This is a genomic window from Acidovorax sp. NB1, from assembly GCF_005405905.1.
GTDB lineage: Bacteria > Pseudomonadota > Gammaproteobacteria > Burkholderiales > Burkholderiaceae_C > Acidovorax.
Genome location: NZ_BJHU01000035.1, coordinates 443101 through 461321 on the forward strand (window position 1 = coordinate 443101; position 18221 = coordinate 461321).

The 18221-nt window shown below is 61.1% G+C and carries 16 protein-coding genes; 5 read left to right on the forward strand and 11 right to left on the reverse strand.

Going from position 1 to position 18221, the window contains the following annotated elements; genetic code table 11:
- Nucleotides 1-2: 2 nt before the first annotated feature.
- The 5 genes from AvAM_RS19620 to AvAM_RS19640 form a co-directional block, all read right to left on the reverse strand.
- A complete protein-coding gene (locus tag AvAM_RS19620; RefSeq protein ID WP_137748606.1) occupies nucleotides 3-1517 on the reverse strand; it encodes a sigma-54-dependent Fis family transcriptional regulator in 1515 nt (504 codons plus the stop codon).
- Nucleotides 1518-1651: 134 nt separating this feature from the next.
- Nucleotides 1652-2383, reverse strand: a complete 732-nt coding sequence (locus AvAM_RS19625; RefSeq protein WP_137748607.1) for a DUF2325 domain-containing protein — start codon at nucleotides 2381-2383, stop codon at nucleotides 1652-1654.
- 215 nt (nucleotides 2384-2598) lie between these two features.
- Nucleotides 2599-4104, reverse strand: coding sequence for a tripartite tricarboxylate transporter permease (locus AvAM_RS19630; RefSeq protein ID WP_137748608.1), 1506 nt, complete (start codon nucleotides 4102-4104; stop codon nucleotides 2599-2601).
- Between the two features lie 12 nt (nucleotides 4105-4116).
- On the reverse strand, nucleotides 4117-4635 hold the full coding sequence (locus AvAM_RS19635) for a tripartite tricarboxylate transporter TctB family protein (RefSeq protein ID WP_137748609.1): 519 nt from the start codon (nucleotides 4633-4635) through the stop codon (nucleotides 4117-4119).
- An 84-nt stretch (nucleotides 4636-4719) separates the two neighbouring features.
- Nucleotides 4720-5679: a tripartite tricarboxylate transporter substrate binding protein gene (locus AvAM_RS19640; RefSeq protein WP_137748610.1), complete on the reverse strand. Its 960-nt coding sequence runs from the start codon at nucleotides 5677-5679 to the stop codon at nucleotides 4720-4722.
- A gap of 156 nt (nucleotides 5680-5835) precedes the next feature.
- Here AvAM_RS19640 and AvAM_RS19645 point away from each other — a divergent pair, with 156 nt between their 5' ends.
- The 5 genes from AvAM_RS19645 to AvAM_RS19665 all read left to right on the forward strand — a co-directional run bounded on the left by AvAM_RS19645 (nucleotide 5836) and on the right by AvAM_RS19665 (nucleotide 12014).
- Nucleotides 5836-6519, forward strand: coding sequence for a response regulator (locus tag AvAM_RS19645; protein WP_137748611.1), 684 nt, complete (start codon nucleotides 5836-5838; stop codon nucleotides 6517-6519).
- A gap of 32 nt (nucleotides 6520-6551) precedes the next feature.
- Entirely contained in the window at nucleotides 6552-8000 is a 1449-nt protein-coding gene (locus AvAM_RS19650; protein ID WP_137748612.1) for a sensor histidine kinase, read from the forward strand.
- On the forward strand, nucleotides 7997-8431 hold the full coding sequence (locus AvAM_RS19655; RefSeq protein WP_137748613.1) for an RNA-binding S4 domain-containing protein: 435 nt from the start codon (nucleotides 7997-7999) through the stop codon (nucleotides 8429-8431). The genes AvAM_RS19650 and AvAM_RS19655 overlap by 4 nt, the downstream gene beginning before the upstream one ends.
- A 469-nt stretch (nucleotides 8432-8900) precedes the next feature.
- The gene (locus AvAM_RS19660) at nucleotides 8901-9686 is read left to right on the forward strand and encodes a hypothetical protein (protein ID WP_137748614.1); all 786 of its coding nucleotides are present in this window, start codon (nucleotides 8901-8903) and stop codon (nucleotides 9684-9686) included.
- Nucleotides 9687-10754: 1068 nt separating this feature from the next.
- Entirely contained in the window at nucleotides 10755-12014 is a 1260-nt protein-coding gene (locus AvAM_RS19665) for a site-specific integrase (protein ID WP_137748615.1), read from the forward strand.
- A gap of 76 nt (nucleotides 12015-12090) precedes the next feature.
- Here AvAM_RS19665 and AvAM_RS19670 read toward each other — a convergent pair whose 3' ends face one another.
- The 6 genes from AvAM_RS19670 to hmgA all read right to left on the reverse strand — a co-directional run bounded on the left by AvAM_RS19670 (nucleotide 12091) and on the right by hmgA (nucleotide 18194).
- Nucleotides 12091-12732: an EthD domain-containing protein gene (locus AvAM_RS19670; protein ID WP_137748616.1), complete on the reverse strand. Its 642-nt coding sequence runs from the start codon at nucleotides 12730-12732 to the stop codon at nucleotides 12091-12093.
- A 15-nt stretch (nucleotides 12733-12747) separates the two neighbouring features.
- A complete protein-coding gene (locus tag AvAM_RS19675) occupies nucleotides 12748-13431 on the reverse strand; it encodes an EthD domain-containing protein (RefSeq protein WP_249368234.1) in 684 nt (227 codons plus the stop codon).
- Nucleotides 13432-13476: 45 nt separating this feature from the next.
- Nucleotides 13477-14631, reverse strand: a complete 1155-nt coding sequence (locus AvAM_RS19680) for an NADH:flavin oxidoreductase/NADH oxidase (RefSeq protein WP_171012340.1) — start codon at nucleotides 14629-14631, stop codon at nucleotides 13477-13479.
- 17 nt (nucleotides 14632-14648) lie between these two features.
- Complete coding sequence (locus tag AvAM_RS19685; protein ID WP_249368236.1) at nucleotides 14649-15530, reverse strand: DMT family transporter; 882 nt, start codon at nucleotides 15528-15530, stop codon at nucleotides 14649-14651.
- Nucleotides 15531-15596: 66 nt separating this feature from the next.
- Nucleotides 15597-16868, reverse strand: a complete 1272-nt coding sequence (gene fahA, locus AvAM_RS19690; protein ID WP_137748618.1) for a fumarylacetoacetase — start codon at nucleotides 16866-16868, stop codon at nucleotides 15597-15599.
- 15 nt (nucleotides 16869-16883) lie between these two features.
- Nucleotides 16884-18194, reverse strand: coding sequence for a homogentisate 1,2-dioxygenase (gene hmgA, locus AvAM_RS19695; RefSeq protein ID WP_137748619.1), 1311 nt, complete (start codon nucleotides 18192-18194; stop codon nucleotides 16884-16886).
- Nucleotides 18195-18221 lie beyond the last annotated feature (27 nt).

Below are 18221 nucleotides of genomic sequence, written 5' to 3' on the forward strand. Positions count from 1 at the left end.
ATTTATTCAGGGTTTTCCAGACGTCCATACAGCGTGGCGCGCGAAATGCCCAGCTGCCGCGCGGTGGCCAGCTTGTTGCCGCCATGGGCTTTCAGCGTGGCGGCAATGGCTTTGCGCTCCAGCTCGGCCACCTGCTCGGCCAGGGGGCGCAGGTAGCGGCTTTCGTCCTCGGTGTCGGCCGCGTGGTGGACCGGGTCCTGCACGGGCGCCGGGGCGGCGGGCTCCACACCCGCCTCGCGCAGGATGCGTTCGAGCTGCGCGGCGTCGATGGACTGGCCTTCGCCGCGCATCACCGCCTGCTCCAGCACGTTGCGCAGCTCGCGGATGTTGCCGCGCCAGGGCTGGCCCGCCAGCAGGGCCATCGCATCCGGCAGCAGCTCGGGCGGCGGCGTGCCGTTGCGCAGGGCCAGGTCTTCGCCCAGGGCCTCGACCAGCGCCGGGATGTCGCCGCGCCGCACGCGCAGCGGCGGCACGCGCACGGGCAGCACATGCAGGCGGTAGAACAAGTCCTCGCGGAACTTGCCCTCGCGCACCAGGGTCGCCAAATCGCGCGAGGTGGCGGCCAGGATGCGCACGTTGAAAGGCACAAGCTTGTTGCTGCCCAATGGCTCGATCTCCCCCTCCTGCAGCGCGCGCAGCAGCTTGGCCTGCAGGCTTAGGGGCATATCGCCGATTTCGTCGAGGAACAGCGTGCCGCCGTCGGCCAGCTTGAACTTGCCGTCGCGGCCTTTGCGGTCAGCGCCGGTGTAGGCGCCTGGCGCCACGCCAAAGAACTCGGCTTCGAGCAGCGTGTCGGGCACGGCGGCGATGTTCACGCTGACGAACGGGCCGCTGGCGCGGCTCGATGCGGCGTGGATGGCGTGAGCCAGCAGCTCTTTGCCGGTGCCGGTTTCGCCCAGCAGCAGCACGGGGCTGGTGGACTGCGCCGCACGGCGCGCCTGGCGCTTGACCTCGGCCGCTGCGGGGCTCGACCCAATGAAACTCGCAAACGTGTATTTGGCGCGCCGCTCGCCATCACCCGCCGCTGCCAGGCTGCGGTTGCGCTGGCTGGCCAGCTCACGCCGGGCATCATCGAGGTCGCGCTGCAGCAGCGCAAACTTGCTGATGAGGGGCTGCAGCGTGGTCTCGGGGTGGTCGAACAACACGATGCCGATGGCGCCGATCACACGGTCGCCCTCGTCGCGCAGCGGGATACGGCTGACCACGAAGGTGCCCGCCTTGTTGGTGAGCAGGTCGATCAGCACGGGCTGGCCGGTTTCGAGCACGCGGCGCATCTGGGTGTTGGGGATCACCTCTTCCACCGTGCGGCCCACAAACTGGTCCACCGACGAAAATCCGAGGTCGGGCAGAAAGCGCTGGTAGCCCTCGTTCACCCACACGATTCGCCCGCTGCGGTCCACCAGGAACATGCCCTGGCTGACGCTGGAGAACAGCTGGAACATGGAGCGTGCCGCCAGTTCGAGGATGCCCTGGGCATCCAGCGGCAGTGCGGGGGCGTCGTCAACAAGCAAAGGCATCTGCGGATGGTATCGCGGCGCTGCTGTCCAGTACCCGCCCACACACACGGGCAAAGGAAGCGCCCAATGCTCGAATTGCTACAACTTCAATAGCTAAAAGGGCAATACCAATGCGCGGTAACGGCCATTTTTTATCAGATTTCAATATCTTCAGGCCGCCCGGACGCCGCAGGCAGGATGGCCGGGGCCATGCGCAGCACCACCATGGGCCGTAGGGCGGCCAGCGCCTGCGCCTCCCGCACGGCCAGGGGCTGGTCCACCAGGATGCAGGGCTTGCCCGTGCGGCGGCAGTGGTCCTGCACACGCCAGTAGTCGTCGTGGCTGATGCAGCCCGTCTGGCAGATCACCAGATCGGCGGCGGCCAGGCTGGCATCCAGGGCCGACGGGTTGCCTTCCCCATACTCCCCACCGCCCTGCCCGGCCTGGGCACGCCGCCCAAAGCCGTCGTCCATGCGCAGTTGTGGCAGCACCGGCTGCACCGGTGCAGTTGGCATGGAGACCCCAGTGGCCAACAGCGCTGGCTCCTGCACAGAGGGCAGCGCCACCGGTGTCTGCCCCTGCGCCACCTGGCGCCAGCGCAGGCATTCCCGCGACAAGCGGGTGATGCGCTCTGCCAGCAGACTGATATGCCGCGCCATGGCCTGGCGGCGCGGCAGGCTGGGGTTGGCGGCACGCAGTTGCTCCAGCTCGTCCCAGGCCAGCGCCAGGCGGGTGTCGCGCACGATGACCGCGCCGCGCAAGCGCACCACCTCGGCCGTCAGGGCCTCGATCTGCCGGGCCTGTGCCTGCATGGCGGCGCTGCAGCGCTGCTGTGCATCCCCCAGCTGGCGGCACAGCGCCAGAAACTCCTGCGGAAGTGAGACCATGCGCTATCCTTGCAAATAAGAACTATTCGCATTTTATGGTAGAATAGGCCCCCGTTGAGCAAGCCATCCTGGTGGGGAGGGCATCGAAGGGCGTCAGGGCCTTGGGTGTCTGGCTTGTGACGACATCGTTGCTGACACATAAAAAAACCGCGCTGGAAGGCGCGGTTTTTTTGTTGGAGGCAGGCTCCCAGAGCCTGTTTGCGATCTGGCGGAGGTCAGGCCTGCGCCAGTGCCATCTTGCGCGCGGCCCAGCGGCGCAGCAGGCGCGGCACGATCAGCACAGCCAGCACGATCACGATCAGGGTCACCGAGCCGGGACGCTCCAGGAAGATGGTCCACTTGCCTTCGCCAATCGCCACGGCATTGCGCATCTGCGCCTCGGCCAGGGGCCCCAGGATCATGCCCACGACCACTGGGGCGGCCGGGAAGTCGAAACGGCGCATCACCACACCCAGCAGGCCAATGGCGTACAGCAGCACCAGGTCGAACGCGCTTTGGCGCATGCCATACACACCCAGCGTGGAGAACACCAGAATGCCCGCGTACAGGTACGACTTGGGAATGTTCAGCAGCTTCACCCACAAGCCCACCAGCGGCAGGTTCAGGATCAGCAGCATCACGTTGCCGATGTACATCGACGCGATCAGCGCCCACACCAGTGCACCGTTGGTGTCAAAGAGTTGCGGGCCGGGCTGGATGCCGTAGTTCTGGAACGCGCCCAGCAGGATGGCAGTGGTGTTGGACGTGGGAATGCCCAGCGTGAGCAGCGGGATCAGCGTGGCCGTGATGGCGGCGTTGTTGGCAGCCTCGGGGCCCGCCACGCCTTCGATGGCGCCGGTGGTGCCGAACTCTTCGGGGTTCTTGCTCAGTTTCTTTTCAGCGGCGTAGCTCAGGAAGGTCGGGATCTCGCTGCCGCCCGCAGGCACGGTGCCAAAGGGGAAGCCGATGGCCGTGGCGCGCAGCCAGGCGGGCCAGGAGCGCTTCCACTCTTCCTTGGTCATGTGGGTGCTGGTCAGGCGGTTTTGGGTTTCGTCGGCCTTGCCTTCGTACATCACGTTGTACAGCGCCTCGCCCACGGCAAACAGGCCCACGGCAATCAGCACCACCTCGATGCCGTCCATCAGCTCGGGCACGCCACCGGTGTAGCGGGCCTGGCCCGTGATCTGGTCGATGCCGATGAGCCCCATGGCCAGGCCCACAAACAGGGCCACCATGCCGCGCAGCGTGCTCTTGCCCAGCACCGCGCTCACGGTGGTGAAGGCCAGCACCATCAGCATGAAGTATTCAGGGGGGCCCAGGCGGATGGCGTATTCGGCCACCAGGGGTGCGCAGAAGGTGACCAGGATGGTGGCGATGGTGCCCGCCACAAACGAGCCGATGGCGGCCGTGGCCAGCGCCGCACCGGCGCGGCCATGTTTGGCCATCTTGTTGCCCTCCATGGCCGTGACCATGGACCCCGCCTCACCCGGCGTGTTGAGCAGGATGGAGGTGGTGGAGCCGCCGTACATGGCGCCGTAGTAAATGCCGGCAAAGAAGATCATCGAAGCCGTGGCCTCGACCTTCACGGTGATGGGCAGCAGCATGGCCACGGCCACGGCCGGGCCGATGCCGGGCAGCACGCCCACGGCGGTGCCGATCATGCAGCCCACAAAGGCCCACATCAGGTTGATGGGTGTTGCCGCAGTGGCAAAACCCTGCATCAAAAGGTTTAAGGTTTCCATGGCGCGCAGGCTTTACAGCCACCCCGTGTTGGTCAGGCCGGGCAGGTTGATGGCCAGCAATTGCGTAAACATCCAGTACACCGGCGCAGCCACTGCGATGCCGATGAAGGAATCCTTGATCCAGGCTTGCAGGCGCAGGTCCAGCTCGCCTTCGGAGCTTTTGAAGCCGCGCACCGAGAGCACAAAACACAGCGCGCAGCTGAGGATGAAGCCGAGCGTGGTGATGAGCAGGGCATTGAGCAGCAGCCCGGCGGAGACCCAGATGAAGCCCTTCCAGTGGGCCCGCTCGTCGCCCGAGCCGTCTTCCAGTTCGCGGAATCCGCCCGTGAGCGCGTGCACCACACAGAGCACGCCGCAGATCAGCAGCGCAATGCTGACCACCCAGGGGAAGAAGTTGGGACCCACGCCACCGTAGCCCGCCTCGGAGCTGACCGAGCTGGCCCCCCAGCCCAGGCCCAGCGAGAGCAGCACCAAGCCCGACCCCACCAGGGTCTGCAGGGGCTTGGAGCGCGATGAATGTTGTTGTGTCATGTTTTTTCCTTCGCACCAACCAGCGCGCTGCGCCGCCGCGCCCTTCCTACCGGACAGGGCGGCAGCACAGCGTCTTGCTCCCGATCAGATCATCCCGGACTTGGCCATCGTGGCGCGCATGCTGGCAAATTCGCTGTCCACGAAGTTGGCAAACTCGTCGCCTGCCATCCATGCAGGGGTCCAGCCGTTCTTCTCCATCGCGTCCTGCCAGGCCTTGTGCTTGTAGGTCTTGGTCAGGGCGTCGATCAGGGCCTTGCGCTGCTCGGGCGTGATGCCGGGGGCGCCATACACGCCGCGCCAGTTGCCGATCTCCACGTTGATGCCCTGCTCCTTGAGCGTGGGCACGTTCACGCCCTTGAGGCGGGTGCCCGAGGTCACGCCCACGGGGCGCATCTTGCCGGCCGTGATGTATTCGGCAAACTCGCTGTAGCCGCTGCCGCCCACGGTGACATTGCCGCCCAGGATGGCTGCGGTGGCCTCACCGCCCCCACGGAAGGCCACGTAGTTGATCTTGGCAGGGTCCACGCCCACTTCGCGCGCAATCATCGCGGCCGCAATGTGCTCGGTGGAGCCGCGCGAACCGCCGCCCCACTTCACGCTGCCAGGGTCTTTCTTGAGCTGGTCGATCACGTCCTTCATGGTCTTGAAGGGCGAGTTGGCAGGCAGCACGAACACGTTGTATTCGCTGGTCAGGCGCGCCAGCGGCGTGACCTTGTCCAGACCCACGGGTGGCTTGCCGGTAATGATGCCGCCCAGCATCACGGCGCCCATCACCATCATGGCGTTCGGGTCGCCCTTGCTGGCGTTGACGAACTGCGCCAGGCCAATCGCACCAGCGGCACCGCCCTTGTTGTCATAAGCCACCGACGATGCGGCACCCGCGTCCTGCATGGCCTTGCCCAGCGCACGGCCGGTGGTGTCCCAGCCTCCGCCCGGGTTGGCAGGAATCATCATCTTGACGGCAGACGCCGTCTGGGCTGAGACGGGCAACACGCCTGCAGCGGCCATGGCGGCCAGTGATTTCAGAAAGGTATCGCGACGCATGGAGTCTCCTGAATGGTTATCGGACTGCCCGATGATGCGCGCGCTGCCTGTCAAACGGCTGTCCTCAGACTCAGGGAAAACACTAGCCTCTGAAGCCCCTCTGCGGCAAGCGCGTGCAGCGCGCGCAGCCCGCCCGGGAGTGATATGGTCCCGCGCATGCAATTGCTCCTTGTAGAAGACGACCCCACCATGCAGGCCACCCTGCACCGTGCACTGACGCGCCGGGGCATGGAGGTCACGGCCGTCAGCGACGGGCGCGCCGCCCTCGCCCAGTGGGCCGCCCTGCAGCCCGACGCCATCGTTCTGGACCTGACCCTGCCTGGACTGGATGGCCTGCAGGTGCTGCAGCAGGCGCGCAACCGGGGCCTGCGCACCCCCGTTCTGATCCTGACCGCGCGCGGCACAGTGGGCGACCGGGTGCTGGGCCTGAACGCTGGCGCCGACGACTATCTGCCCAAGCCCTTTGACCTGGATGAACTGGAGGCCCGCCTGCGTGCCCTGGTGCGTCGCAGCGCCGACCCCACCGTGCCCCCCCTGGCGCCCAGCACCTTGCAGATCGGCGCCATCCGCTACGACAAGGACAGCGGCGCGCTGTACCTGAACGGCGAGGTGATGGAACTCACCCCTCGCGAGCTGGCGCTGATGCACGCACTGCTAGCGCAACCCGGCCACGCCGTGACCAAGGAGCGGCTGTATGAACTGGTGTTCCCCGGTCAGCTGGATGTGCAGTACGAAGCCATCGAGGTGGTGGTGTACCGGCTGCGCAAGAAGCTGGCGGGCACGGGCCTGACACTGATGACGCTGCGCGGCCTGGGCTATCTGCTGCGGGCCGACGCATGAGCCAGGGCCCGACCCGAACCCAGACCCAGAACGTGGCACGCCACCATTCGCTGCGGCGGCGGCTGTTGCTGGGTATTCTGCTGCCGGTGGCACTGTTCATCGGCTTCAACACCTGGAGTCTGTACCACCAGACACTGGCATCGCTGAACACCGCCTACGACCGCACCCTGCTGGCATCGGCCAAGAGCATCAGCGAGCAGCTCGATGTGAAAGGCTTTGACGATGCGGCGCAGTTGCGGGCCATCGTGCCGTACTCGGCGCTAGAAGCCTTCGAGGCCGACAACCAGAGCCAGATGTTCTACCGCGTCTCTACCTTGAAAGGAGACATGGTGTCGGGCTTTGAAGACTTGCCGGTGTGGCGGGGCAGCATCCCCGACAAGCCCCCCTACGCCGCCCTGGTGGACTTCTACGACGACCGGTTCCGCGACCGCGATGTGCGTGTGGCCGTGCTGCTCCAGCCAGTGGCCAGCTCCGAGGGTCGCACCATGGCCGTGATCCAGGTGGCAGAAACCCTGGAGGTGCGCGAAACCCTGGCCCTGCAGATCCTCTGGAACACGCTGCTGCGCCAGGCGCTGCTGATCGCAGTGATCGCATTCACCGTGGTGCTGGTCGTGCAGCGCGCAACCCAGCCAGTGCGCCAGCTCAGCCAGCAGCTGCAGGCACGGCGCGAGGGCGACCTGAGCCCCATCGCCGCCCCCACGGCCCCGCGCGAACTGCAGCCGCTGGTGGACGCCACCAACGAGGTCATGCAGCGCCTGCGCCACCTGCTCAGGCATCAGAAGCGTTTTGTGCGCGATGCATCGCACCAGTTGCGCACCCCGCTGGCGGTGCTAAAGACCCAGGTGCAATCGGCCCTGCGTGGCGATGTGGAGCCTCGCCAAGCTTTGCACGAGATCAGCGACACCGTGGACCGCGCCACCCAGCTCGCCAACCAGATGCTGGCCCTGGCCAAGGTGGAACAGCTGCGCCAGCAAAGCACCCCGCCTGCCACCCGCTTCGACGACATCCTGCGCGCCGTAGCGCTGGAGATCTCACCCCTGATCGCCCAGCGCGACCTGGACTTCGGCATTCACACCGAGCCCGCGCTGGTGCAGTCCCACGAATGGATGCTGCGCGAACTCAGCCGCAACCTTCTGCACAACGCCGTGCGCCACGCGCCGCCGGGCAGCGAACTCACGGTGGATCTGCGCAGCGACGGGCGGCATGTGGCGCTCACGATCAGCGACCATGGCCCAGGCATTGACGACGAGCTGGCGGCCCGGCTGTTCCAGCCCTTCTCGGCAGGCGACGTGCGCACCGGCAGTGGCCTGGGCCTGGCCATCTGCCACGAAATCGTGCAGGCACTGGAAGGCAGCATCACCCTCAGCAACCGCACAGCGGGCCAGCGGGTCATGGGCCTGGACGCCGTGGTGCGCCTGCCCCTGCCCAGCGCTGCAGCCGATGGCCCTGCCGAGCCACAGGCGGCACAATCTCGCCCATGAACACCCTGGAGACAATGCGGCTGGACAAGTGGCTCTGGTGCGCCCGCTTCTACAAGACCCGCAGCCTGGCCACAGAAGAGATCGGCAAGGGCCGGGTCACCGTCAACGGCCAACTGGCCAAACCCGCGCGCGATTTGCGCTGCGGCGACACCGTGGCCCTGCGCCAGGGCCCCGTCGCGCGCACCGTGCGCGTGCGGGGCCTGAGCGGTGCACGCGGCCCGGCCCCCGTGGCCCAGCTCCTGTACGAAGAAACCCCCGACAGCATCGCCGCCAGGGAAAAAGCCGCCGAGCTGCGCCGCTTGGCCCCCGAGCCCGCCGCCGCGCTGCAGGAAGGTCGCCCCACCAAACGCGACCGGCGCGAGATCGACAAAGTCAACCGCACCGGCAGCGGCGACTGGGGAAGCCGCTGGAGTGCCTCGATCGACGAGTGACCTAGATGGCGAAAAGGCGTGTGCCACCGCACTGCGCAGTGGGCCGGGTCTCCCTCAAGAGCAAAGTGGAACCCAGTCCAGCGGGCGCATCCGCAGCCTGAACCGGGACATCACCAACACCGCGTGGGGCGCACTGCGCGGCAGCAGCTCTTCCCCCCGTGGCTGCGAGAGGCACAAAACCCAATGCGGCATACCTGACTAAATTCAATGCCGCGCGACATCAAGCAGAACGACGAAAAGCGCTCGTGAAGGCGTACACGCGCTCGAAGCTGTGAGCCCCACAGGGCCCGGCCACACCCAACAAATCTTCGACTCAATCACCCCATGCAGGGAACTCCAATGAGCCTGCTTTTGTGCCCCAATATCGTGGCCGCTGTTGTAGCTATCTGCTAAACCGTGCCCATGCGTGTCTATTCGTAAAAGCGGTATCGGTGGTCAACCAATAGCAAACATTCACATCTCGCGTGACATGATGTTTTCGCACCAAAAAGGCGCACTGACTCTTAAGCCAAGCCTGTCGCAGAGCCCGAGTCTGCTTGCCAAAGCGTGCATTTCCATCAATCACTCTTTGAAGATTTTTATGACCATTCAACGCCGCAAGATTCTCCAGTCTGCAACGCTGCTGCCACTGATGGCTGCAGTTCCGGGTATCGCAAAAGCGCAAAGCGCAGGCCTCGCCGTGGGAGCACACAAAGTCATCTCGGCGTCCTCACGGTACGTGGGCGCTCCGCAGAATCAGGCCTTCCAGCTGGGATTGGACTATCTCCAAACGAATGGTGCTCGAGGCGTTTTCTTTGACATCGTGCCAGAGGCGACCAACGGCGGCCATGCGGGCATCTGCTTCCACGCAGCTCCAAACGTTTCCGGTGCTTGGCAAAACATTGGGCAAGGCCCTAGCCCCACCTCCCCCGTGAACCAGTTGCTTTGGTTTAGAGGGGTGGGGGTGATCTTTCAACAAGATGGTCGGATACAGTCTGAGCAATGGATCGTCGGCGCGGATGGAAAGTCCGCTGCTGCGAATGTCGCCACCATCGGTTACTTCCCGGCCAATACGATCCTGCGCGTTGCGACCTCCATGGACAGTGCGACCCGCCAAATGCTGTTGATCGTGTATTCGGTGGATAGCTCCACGGGGGCTGCGGTGGCGGAATTGGGGCGTCTCACACTGCAAGCTGAGGTGTTTACCAACCTCGCAGGCGTTTTCGTGATTGGTGGCGGCAGCATTCAAGTGCAACCCTACGCGCTTTACCCCTGAACATAAGCCACGCTGCTTAGCCCGCACCACGTCATACCCAGCCCGCCCGGCATTGCGCCAAGCGGGCTTTTTTGTCTAGAGCGCAGTCAAAGCACACCCCACTGGCAAATGCACAAGCATGAAAGCCGCATGAAAATGCGCGCGTCACACCGCTCCAAAACTCGCCGAAGGACTCGAGCATGGCAAGTACAGACTTGCATCAAGGTATGCGCGCCACTAAGTTGACCGAAAGCGCCCATAGCATCCGAGCAATTTCCAGAGCCATCATTGACCTGGCAACTACTGACATTCGTCCAAAGTGCTGTGATGCGTAGTTGGTCAGTGAGTTGCGTCACTGCAGGGCATACATGGCGGCGCGCCAGCTGCTTTCATGTTCGGTGATAAAGACGTCGGCGGCCTTGTCCAACTCCAGCAACTGGGCAGCGACGTTCATCCTGGACGACTTAATGAGGTCGGCATCAACATCGCGTAGCCCAAGCACAGCTTCACGTACTGCGACCAGGGTCACTACCGAGATAGCCGCCCAGGCTCACCTTGATTGCAAGCCGCTGACACCGTCCATAGTGCATGAGCGTTACCACACGCAGCCTGCAAACCTAGGGTGTGATCGTTTTAAGGATGCGATTCGGCACAGCTCAATTTCTGCAGGCCATCATGTAGGCCATAAGCAATTGAATTGAGCATGGGAGTCAAACGGATGCCGCTTGCACAGAAAACCCAATGAAACAGAGCGTGCCACGTTGATTTACGTGGGGCCAACGCCCAGCACAGACGTAAAAAAACCCGCTGGTTTAGGGCGGGTTTTTTTAGCTCTGGCGGAAACGGAGTCCGTCCGCCGAACTTCCAACGAAGTCCAAATCAGTCCAAGCGCAACACCTAGACCACTGATTTATATAAGTTTTTCCGAAAATCACTCGATCTCAAAGTCCAAATCAGTCCAGCCAAATCTGATTCAATCGGATCTTTTATGGTAGATACCATGGCGGATAGAAAGACGGCACAATTTGACGTCAGAGAGCTCTTCGCCGAGCTCGCTGACATCAAGGATGTGACTTTGGGATTCGAAAGATGGCACGTAAAGCGAAAGAACTGTCGGCGCTGGAGGTTGGGCGCCTGACGAAGGTGGGACACCATGCCGTGGGCGGCGTGGCGGGCCTGTACCTGTATGTAGTGGAGTCGGGCGCAAGGTCCTGGGTCCTACGGACCATGGTGGGGAACAAACGCAGGCACATGGGTCTTGGCGGTTTTCCGGAAGTGACTTTGGCCAAAGCCAAGGAGAAGGCCCGCGCAGCCAAAGAGCAGATTGACCAAGGTATCGATCCCATCGTGCAGCGTCTGGCAATCGCAAGCAGCCTCAAGGCGCAGCAGGCAACGCAGAAGACATTCAAACAGGCAGCTCTTGCCTATATCGAGGCCCACGGCGAGGGTTGGAAGAACCCCAAGCACCGAGCGCAGTGGAGTGCAACTCTGGAAACCTATGCATACCCACACCTCGGAGATCTTCTGGTCCAGGATGTCGGACAAGACCACGTATTGAAGGTTCTGGAGCCCATCTGGAAAACAAAGACCGAGACCGCCACGCGCCTACGTGGACGTATCGAGAGCGTGCTCGACTGGGCCACAGTTCGCAAATATCGGACTGGCGACAACCCAGCACGCTGGAAGGGCCATCTCGACAAGTTGCTGCCCGCCCCAGGAAAGATTCAGAAGGTTGAACACCATCGCGCACTTCCAGTCGCCAAGATGGGTGAGTTCATGAATGCGCTTCGTCGCCGCGAAGGTCTTGCTGCGCGTGCACTGGAGTTTGCAATTCTTTGCGCATCACGCAGTGGTGAGGTGAGAGGTGCTCGCTGGGATGAGTTTGACCTTGCCGCTTCCGTCTGGACCATTCCCGCTGAACGTATGAAGGCGGGCAAAAAGCATCGCCTGCCCCTGTCCAGCTTCGCACTGGCAATTCTGAAAAAGCTACCCAGGAAGGCAGATGTTGATCTTGTCTTTTCAACCGAAAGCGGGAAAGCTCTCTCGGATATGGCATTGACTTCTGTGCTGCGTCGCATGGAGGTGGATGCAGTGCCCCACGGATTCCGCTCTACGTTCCGCGATTGGGCAGGTGAACTCACCAATCACCCTCGGGATATCGCTGAGCAAGCATTGGCTCACGTTCTGGACAACAAGGTAGAAGCTGCATACCGCCGCGGCGATGCATTGGACAAACGGCGCAAGATGATGCAAGACTGGGCAGAGTTTTGCGCTGGCGACACAAGGCGTTTGCTGGCATCAGCTTTCAGCGATACCCGATCTACGATGCTGCACATATCCAAGAGCTAGAGTATTTGCCCAGAGACGTGGCTCCCTCATCAACATGTCCACGCAAGGTGCTTCTGGAAGCGCCCACGCGCTGCAACTACCTAATGCAAAGCCGATCAACCAGATAGGCTACCCAATAGGTGGCGTACTTCTCAAGGATAGGTCGGAGCCGGGATTCTGGCTCGAAAGCTTCATGAGCCGTGGCGACATCGGCGAACCATACCGCGACGAACCCTGAGGGAGGTACTGGCTCTGCCCAGAGTCTTTCACGCCGCGCGGTGGTGACCGTCCAGTTCAGTACGGATCGAATCCCGAAGGTCTTCTCCAAACCCTGCAGTTCTACCCACATCTGATTGCGTGCCTCTGGCTGCGCATGGAACGGAATGAGCACCTTGGCATGTTGCTCTTGAGGTTCATCACCTAGCTCCTCCACAACGCACAACGTCCACCCTTTTAGGAACTGCGGCTCGTCTGCCGGAATGAACTTGGTGCCTACAGCTGACGCTTGGGCCTGCCGCATGACCTCGGAATCGGAAAACGACAGTTCGACGACACCATCCACACTGAAGGCGGGCTCACCATCGCTCGCCCACAAAACCCTCTCCACCCGGTTGTGCGTGTACTTGACAATTCCGTCCATCCCGAGTGCGAGCTGCGCATGAGGCCCTGCCCAATAAGCACGAAAATCACTTGTAGCCAGACCATCCCTTTTGGCAAGAAGAGTCATGCGCTTCATCATGGGAAGTCCTAATGGTTAGACAATTTGCCTCTCTGCTACCACGAACGCCGTGATTTCAGACAGGAAAGTCTTTGCGTGGGCCATGGTTTCCTGGCCGGCCTCAGATCCGAACGCTGCATTAAGCGTCTCCGCGTCCTTGAACCAAAGCTCGACGATCCCGTCGATAGGAAGATCGCTGTAGCCACAGGGGCGCCCTTTTACGCGTTCCCGTCCCGTAATCACATTCTGGCGGTAGGCACTAACGCCCGACATCGTGCGAACCAAGTCGCCGTGAGTCTTCCACTCCTTGCGGAAGTCATCTTCGTTCAGGGTCGGCAGGCGCTTGATGACAGACATGCGTTTCAGGAGCTGGGACCGCTCTTTCTGTTCAGGCACCGGAATGACCACTGACTGCTCGGCGGTCACGATGTGCAAGTCGCCTAGGAAATACTGCTCGTCCTTGATGAGATCGTTGGCCAAATCGCTATCGTTGGAAGCGCCGTCGGACTGCTTTGCGTCGTCAAATGAAAGTTGCGAAAACCCATCAAAATCCCATGGTCCCCTCGCAAAGTCAATGCCTCGCTGCAGTCGATCAATTACGGGGTTTTGCCAATACTCGCGCAAATTCGGTAGCTGCCCAGCGATTGCACCATGGCTATCTTTCCAATATGAATTGAAATCCTCAAAAGTCCAGTCGGCCTTTTTTCGGATCAGACCCATGCGTACCGTCATATGCGTACCTCTCCCCTTTTTGTTTCAGATCTGCTACTCAGCAGCGTTCGCCCGTGCTCGCGCCAGACCAGGTGCGCGCTTCGCTAGCCATACGCCGTGACGAATGGGCCAGCGTTGGTAGTTTGGATCGGCGCCCAATACATCCGCTGCGTGATGAGCCCAATACGGATCGAACAACGCCTGCCGACCCAAAGCGATGAGATCGGCCTTGCCTTCTTGAAGTACGGCCTCTGCCTGAGCTGCATCGACGATCATTCCAACCGCCTGCGTGCGCACATTGGCTCCACTTCGGATGCGTTCGGAGAATGGCACCTGAAAGCCAAGTCCACGTGGCACTGGAAGTGCGCGCGTTTCCTCAGTCAACCCGCCTGATGAACAGTCGATGATGTCCACGCCGACTTTGGCCAATTCGCGAGCAAGGACAACCGAGTCTTCCAAGCTCCATCCGCCAACACTGCCGTCCACGGCAGACAGTCGAGCGAAGAGCGGCTTGCTGGCAGGCCAAACCGCCCGCACTCGGGTAGCCAGCTCGACCGCAAGTCTCATGCGACCTTCCAGGCTTCCGCCCCACTCATCGTCTCGGTGGTTGGAGTTGGGCGACAGAAAGCTGGCGACCAGATAACCGTGGCCGAAGTGCAATTCCACGACGTCAAAGCCGACCTTTTCTGCCCGCAAAGTTGCATCGACGAAGTGCTGAATGACCTCCTCAATATCCTGAGCATCCATCGCTCGGGGCGGGGACCAACCCGGGCCCGCAGCGAGTGCACTTGGGCCGAGGCGCTGCCAAGGCTCTGGATCCGCTTGCATCTCTGTGTCAGTCAATGCAGCACCGCCCTCCCAAAGCGGCTGGCTGCCAGACTTGCGGCCGGCGTGAGCCAACTGAACGCCAATCGCACAGTCATTTGCGTGCACGAAATCAACCACGGCCTTCAGCGGTTCGATCTGGCTGTCATCCCACAAGCCCAAATCCGCAGTTCCAATCCGGCCACGAGGGTCAACAGCGGTACTTTCCGTCAAGATGAGACCTGCGCCACCAAGCGCGAACTTCCCAAGGTGAACCATGTGCCAGGGAGTAGCGCGCCCCGCATCTGCAGCATGCTGGCACATCGGAGAGATGACAACGCGATTTTTCAGCTGCAGTTCTCGAAGTCTCAAAGGCTGAAACAAAAGCGGCTCATTAATAGTCATGATGAAATTCGAAATACCTAAGAATTCGATGGAGACGGCACCGATGGTCTAGTGCCAAGAAAAGTCCCTGCCATGACTGCGATAAAGCCCACGAGGTGCCACATAGTCAAACGCTCTTCCAGCAACAATGCCGCAAAGAGCACGCCGAATACAGGAACCCAATAGAGAAAAACTGCCGTGCGGGCCACGCCGATGGACGCAATTGCTCGGTTCCAGATCAGGTTGCTGAGTGCTGTGGCCATCACCCCAGAAAACAGAATGAGTGCCCATTGCCACCATCCAGGGAAAACCACTTCAAGAGCCAAGGATGGACTTCTGACTGCCGCTTGCGCCACGAGCATCAAAGTGCCAACAAGGTAAATGGCCCAGCTGATAGTCAAGGGATGCAAAGAGCGGGCAAGGCCCTGCACCAATGCCCCCCCGGCCGCAAAGCTGACTACGCCCGCCACCAGCATCAGATCCCCAATACTCGCACTGGACAGTCCGGCGCCGGGATGGCTAAGCACTACAGCAGAGACACCACTAAAACCCAGAGCAACACCAAGCAAACGTTGAAGGGATAAACGCTCGCGAAACATGATCGCGGCAAGAACCGCTGACACCAAGGGGCTGAGAGCCATGATGAGAGCGCCGTTCGTCGCAGTGGAACGCTGCAACCCTTCTGCGAATAGCAGTTGGTTCAGGTAAACCATAAGTACGCCGCAAACGACCAAGGTAAGCATTTGCTTCCTGTCCAAACCAAGAATGATCTGGCGCTTCCAGACCATGATTCCGGACAAAACAGCAAGCGCCACGGCCATCCGCAACGCTGCGAGCATGGAAGTTTCGAAGCTCGTCGTGAGTTGCTTCACCACAGTGACGTTGAGCCCCCAAATCACCATCGCAGCGATGAGAGTCATCTGCACTCCAAGTGCACGACGACTCACAGTGCTTGGACTGTCAGGATGCATGGGTTCTGAGTTTCTTCATGGCGCCGCGACCGTTGCAGCACAATCCCCAAACCCAATACGCACAGCACCTTCGGCTTCACACCAGCCACGTAGAGTCAGAGTGTCTCCGTCTTCAAGGAAGCTCCGTACTTCTCCGTTGGGTAGCTTGATCGGGTGTTTTCCACTTGTAGTCAACTCCATCAACGAGCCAGCCTCACTCGGGTCTGGCCCGGACAGAGTCCCAGAACCCAACAGATCGCCTGCCTGCAAGTTGCAGCCATTTACTGTGTGGTGAGCGACCAATTGCGCGGGTGTCCAGTAAGCAGCCCGGCTGACGTTAGTTCTTGATAGGGGCACAGGCCCCTCGCCCATCTCGCGCATTTTTTCGGTCTGGAGAAGCACTTCGAGAGCTATAGAGAACGAACCCCTTTCTCGATTTCCCTCGCAGTCAAGATACGGAAGGGGTTGGGGATCGTTCGGTGATCGTTCGAAGGCAACGCGAAAGGGAGCCAAAGCCTCCATGGTCACCATCCACGGCGACAAGGTACTGGCGAAATTTTTTGACAGGAATGGGCCAAGAGGCTGGTATTCCCAGCCTTGGATATCACGAGCGGACCAATCGTTGAACAGGGCCACACCAAAGAGATGACTTTCAGCATTTCCAATGTCGATGGGCTCGCCCTGTGGATTGCCCGCCCCGACGAACCAACCCAACTCCAACTCATAGTCCAGGCGTTTGGATGGCCCCAGACTGGGCGCAGCCGCGTCGGGGGCCTTCGTCTGTCCACGGGGCCGCTTGACAGTGGATCCACTCACACCTATCGAAGATGCACGGCCGTGATACCCAATGGGTACCCACTTGTAGTTAGGCAGCAATGGGTTGTCTGGACGGAACTGCTTGCCGACCGTGGTCGCGTGATGAACACTTGTGTAGAAATCGGTGTAGTCGCCCACACGGCAAGGCACTGCGTACTCACATTCAACCTGAGGCAACAAAGCACCAAGCCAGGCGGCACGTTGGGGACTTCCGTCACGCAGACCTTCAGAAATCTTGTGCCGGAGGGCTCGACGATCGCTCGTGGATGCCCCCATAACGACGTTCATGTCGTCGGTGTCAATCACCCCCGCAACCCGAAGGTCCAAGACCTGATCTCCAATGGCCACGCCGATCTTCCATTTGTCCTGACTATCAACTCGCTTGAATCGTCCGAAAGGCAAGTTCTGAATGGGGAAATCGCAGCTTGAAGAATTGGCTGAATCAACCCAGCTTTTTAGCTTCGGGTCGTGTGTCGCGTCGATGTCATACATAGTCTTTCTGCTCCTTCAGACGGGCTTGAATTGATCCTTGAGACCTGCCCAGCAGTCTGCGTAGTCACGATCCAAAGGCGCCTTGTTGAGTGCGAATGTGGAAGGAATGAAGCGATACCGGCTCTCGAACATGAAAGCCAGGGTGTTCTCCAGCTTCTGTGGCTTAAGGTCTACGCTAGAGGCCTTTTCGAAGGCCTCTTCATCAGGTCCATGCGGCACCATTGCGTTGTGAAGGCTTGCACCACCCGGTTTGAATCCGCCTGGTTTCGCGTCGTACTCGCCGTAGACCAACCCCATGAACTCGCTCATCAGATTGCGGTGATACCAAGGGGGCCGGAAGGTGTCTTCCATGACAAGCCAACGCGGCGGGAAAATCACGAAGTCGCAGTTCGCCGTCCCAGGCGTGTCGCTAGGCGATGTGAGCACAGTGAAGATGGATGGATCTGGGTGGTCAAAGCTGATGGAGCCGATGGTCATGAAGTTGGCCGTGTCGTACTTCACCGGCGCCAGATTTCCATGCCATGCCACAACGTTAAAGGGTGATCCCTTCGCGGGCGCAATCCAGAAATGCCCACCAAACTTTTTGATCAAATCGTAGGAACCATCGTGTTCCTCGAAGGCTGCAACAGGCGCTAGAAAATCGCGGGCGTTTGCAAGACCATTGGAGCCAATGGGACCGAGTTCAGGCAGGCGAAACTGCGCGCCGTAGTTCTCGCACACATACCCCCTCGAAGGTCCGTCCGGTACAGCAACCTTGAAGACAACACCGCGAGGTAAAACGGCAATTTCTCCTGGCTTGAGATCTAGGACTCCCAGTTCAGTCGTGATGACCAGCCGCCCCTGCTGGGGGACGATGAGCAATTCACCATCCGCATTGACAAATGCGCGCCTATCCATGGACTTGTTCGCAAGGTACATCAAAGAACCAACACCCGCTTGCGCATCCGCGTCGCCATTGGCTGCCAAAGTTCGCATTCCATCAACGAAGTCGGTTTCCACGCCTTCCTCAAAAGGAATGGGGTGCCAGCGCATTGGCTCAGGTGCGAGGATCGTCTCGCGATCTCTTCCCGTGGTCCACAGTGGTTGGCTGTACGCCTTGTAGCGCCCGGCCACCACCGAGGGTTGGCGTCGATACATCCATGTGCGGCGGTTTTCGTGCCTCGGGGCAGTGAACGCCGTTCCAGAAATAAGCTCGGGGTACAGGTCTAACGGCGCCCTTTGCGGACTATTGCGCCCCTGAGGCAGAGCACCTGGCACAGCCTCCGTGGCGTGCTCGTTGCCGAAACCACTTTGATAGCGGCGTTCCGAATTAAGGTGGTCGATCACGCTTTGCTCCTAGACAGGTGTTGCGGA

Excerpts from the sequence above, each read along its gene's own strand:
- AvAM_RS19620 (WP_137748606.1), bottom strand. The coding sequence starts at position 1,517 with ATGCCTTTGCTTGTTGACGACGCCCCCGCACTGCCGCTGGATGCCCAG.
- AvAM_RS19625 (WP_137748607.1), bottom strand. The coding sequence starts at position 2,383 with ATGGTCTCACTTCCGCAGGAGTTTCTGGCGCTGTGCCGCCAGCTGGGG.
- AvAM_RS19630 (WP_137748608.1), bottom strand. The coding sequence starts at position 4,104 with ATGGAAACCTTAAACCTTTTGATGCAGGGTTTTGCCACTGCGGCAACA.
- AvAM_RS19635 (WP_137748609.1), bottom strand. The coding sequence starts at position 4,635 with ATGACACAACAACATTCATCGCGCTCCAAGCCCCTGCAGACCCTGGTG.
- AvAM_RS19640 (WP_137748610.1), bottom strand. The coding sequence starts at position 5,679 with ATGCGTCGCGATACCTTTCTGAAATCACTGGCCGCCATGGCCGCTGCA.
- AvAM_RS19645 (WP_137748611.1), top strand. The coding sequence starts at position 5,836 with ATGCAATTGCTCCTTGTAGAAGACGACCCCACCATGCAGGCCACCCTG.
- AvAM_RS19655 (WP_137748613.1), top strand. The coding sequence starts at position 7,997 with ATGAACACCCTGGAGACAATGCGGCTGGACAAGTGGCTCTGGTGCGCC.
- AvAM_RS19660 (WP_137748614.1), top strand. The coding sequence starts at position 8,901 with ATGATGTTTTCGCACCAAAAAGGCGCACTGACTCTTAAGCCAAGCCTG.
- AvAM_RS19665 (WP_137748615.1), top strand. The coding sequence starts at position 10,755 with ATGGCACGTAAAGCGAAAGAACTGTCGGCGCTGGAGGTTGGGCGCCTG.
- AvAM_RS19670 (WP_137748616.1), bottom strand. The coding sequence starts at position 12,732 with ATGATGAAGCGCATGACTCTTCTTGCCAAAAGGGATGGTCTGGCTACA.
- AvAM_RS19675 (WP_249368234.1), bottom strand. The coding sequence starts at position 13,431 with ATGGGTCTGATCCGAAAAAAGGCCGACTGGACTTTTGAGGATTTCAAT.
- AvAM_RS19680 (WP_171012340.1), bottom strand. The coding sequence starts at position 14,631 with ATGACTATTAATGAGCCGCTTTTGTTTCAGCCTTTGAGACTTCGAGAA.
- AvAM_RS19685 (WP_249368236.1), bottom strand. The coding sequence starts at position 15,530 with ATGACTCTCATCGCTGCGATGGTGATTTGGGGGCTCAACGTCACTGTG.
- fahA (WP_137748618.1), bottom strand. The coding sequence starts at position 16,868 with ATGTATGACATCGACGCGACACACGACCCGAAGCTAAAAAGCTGGGTT.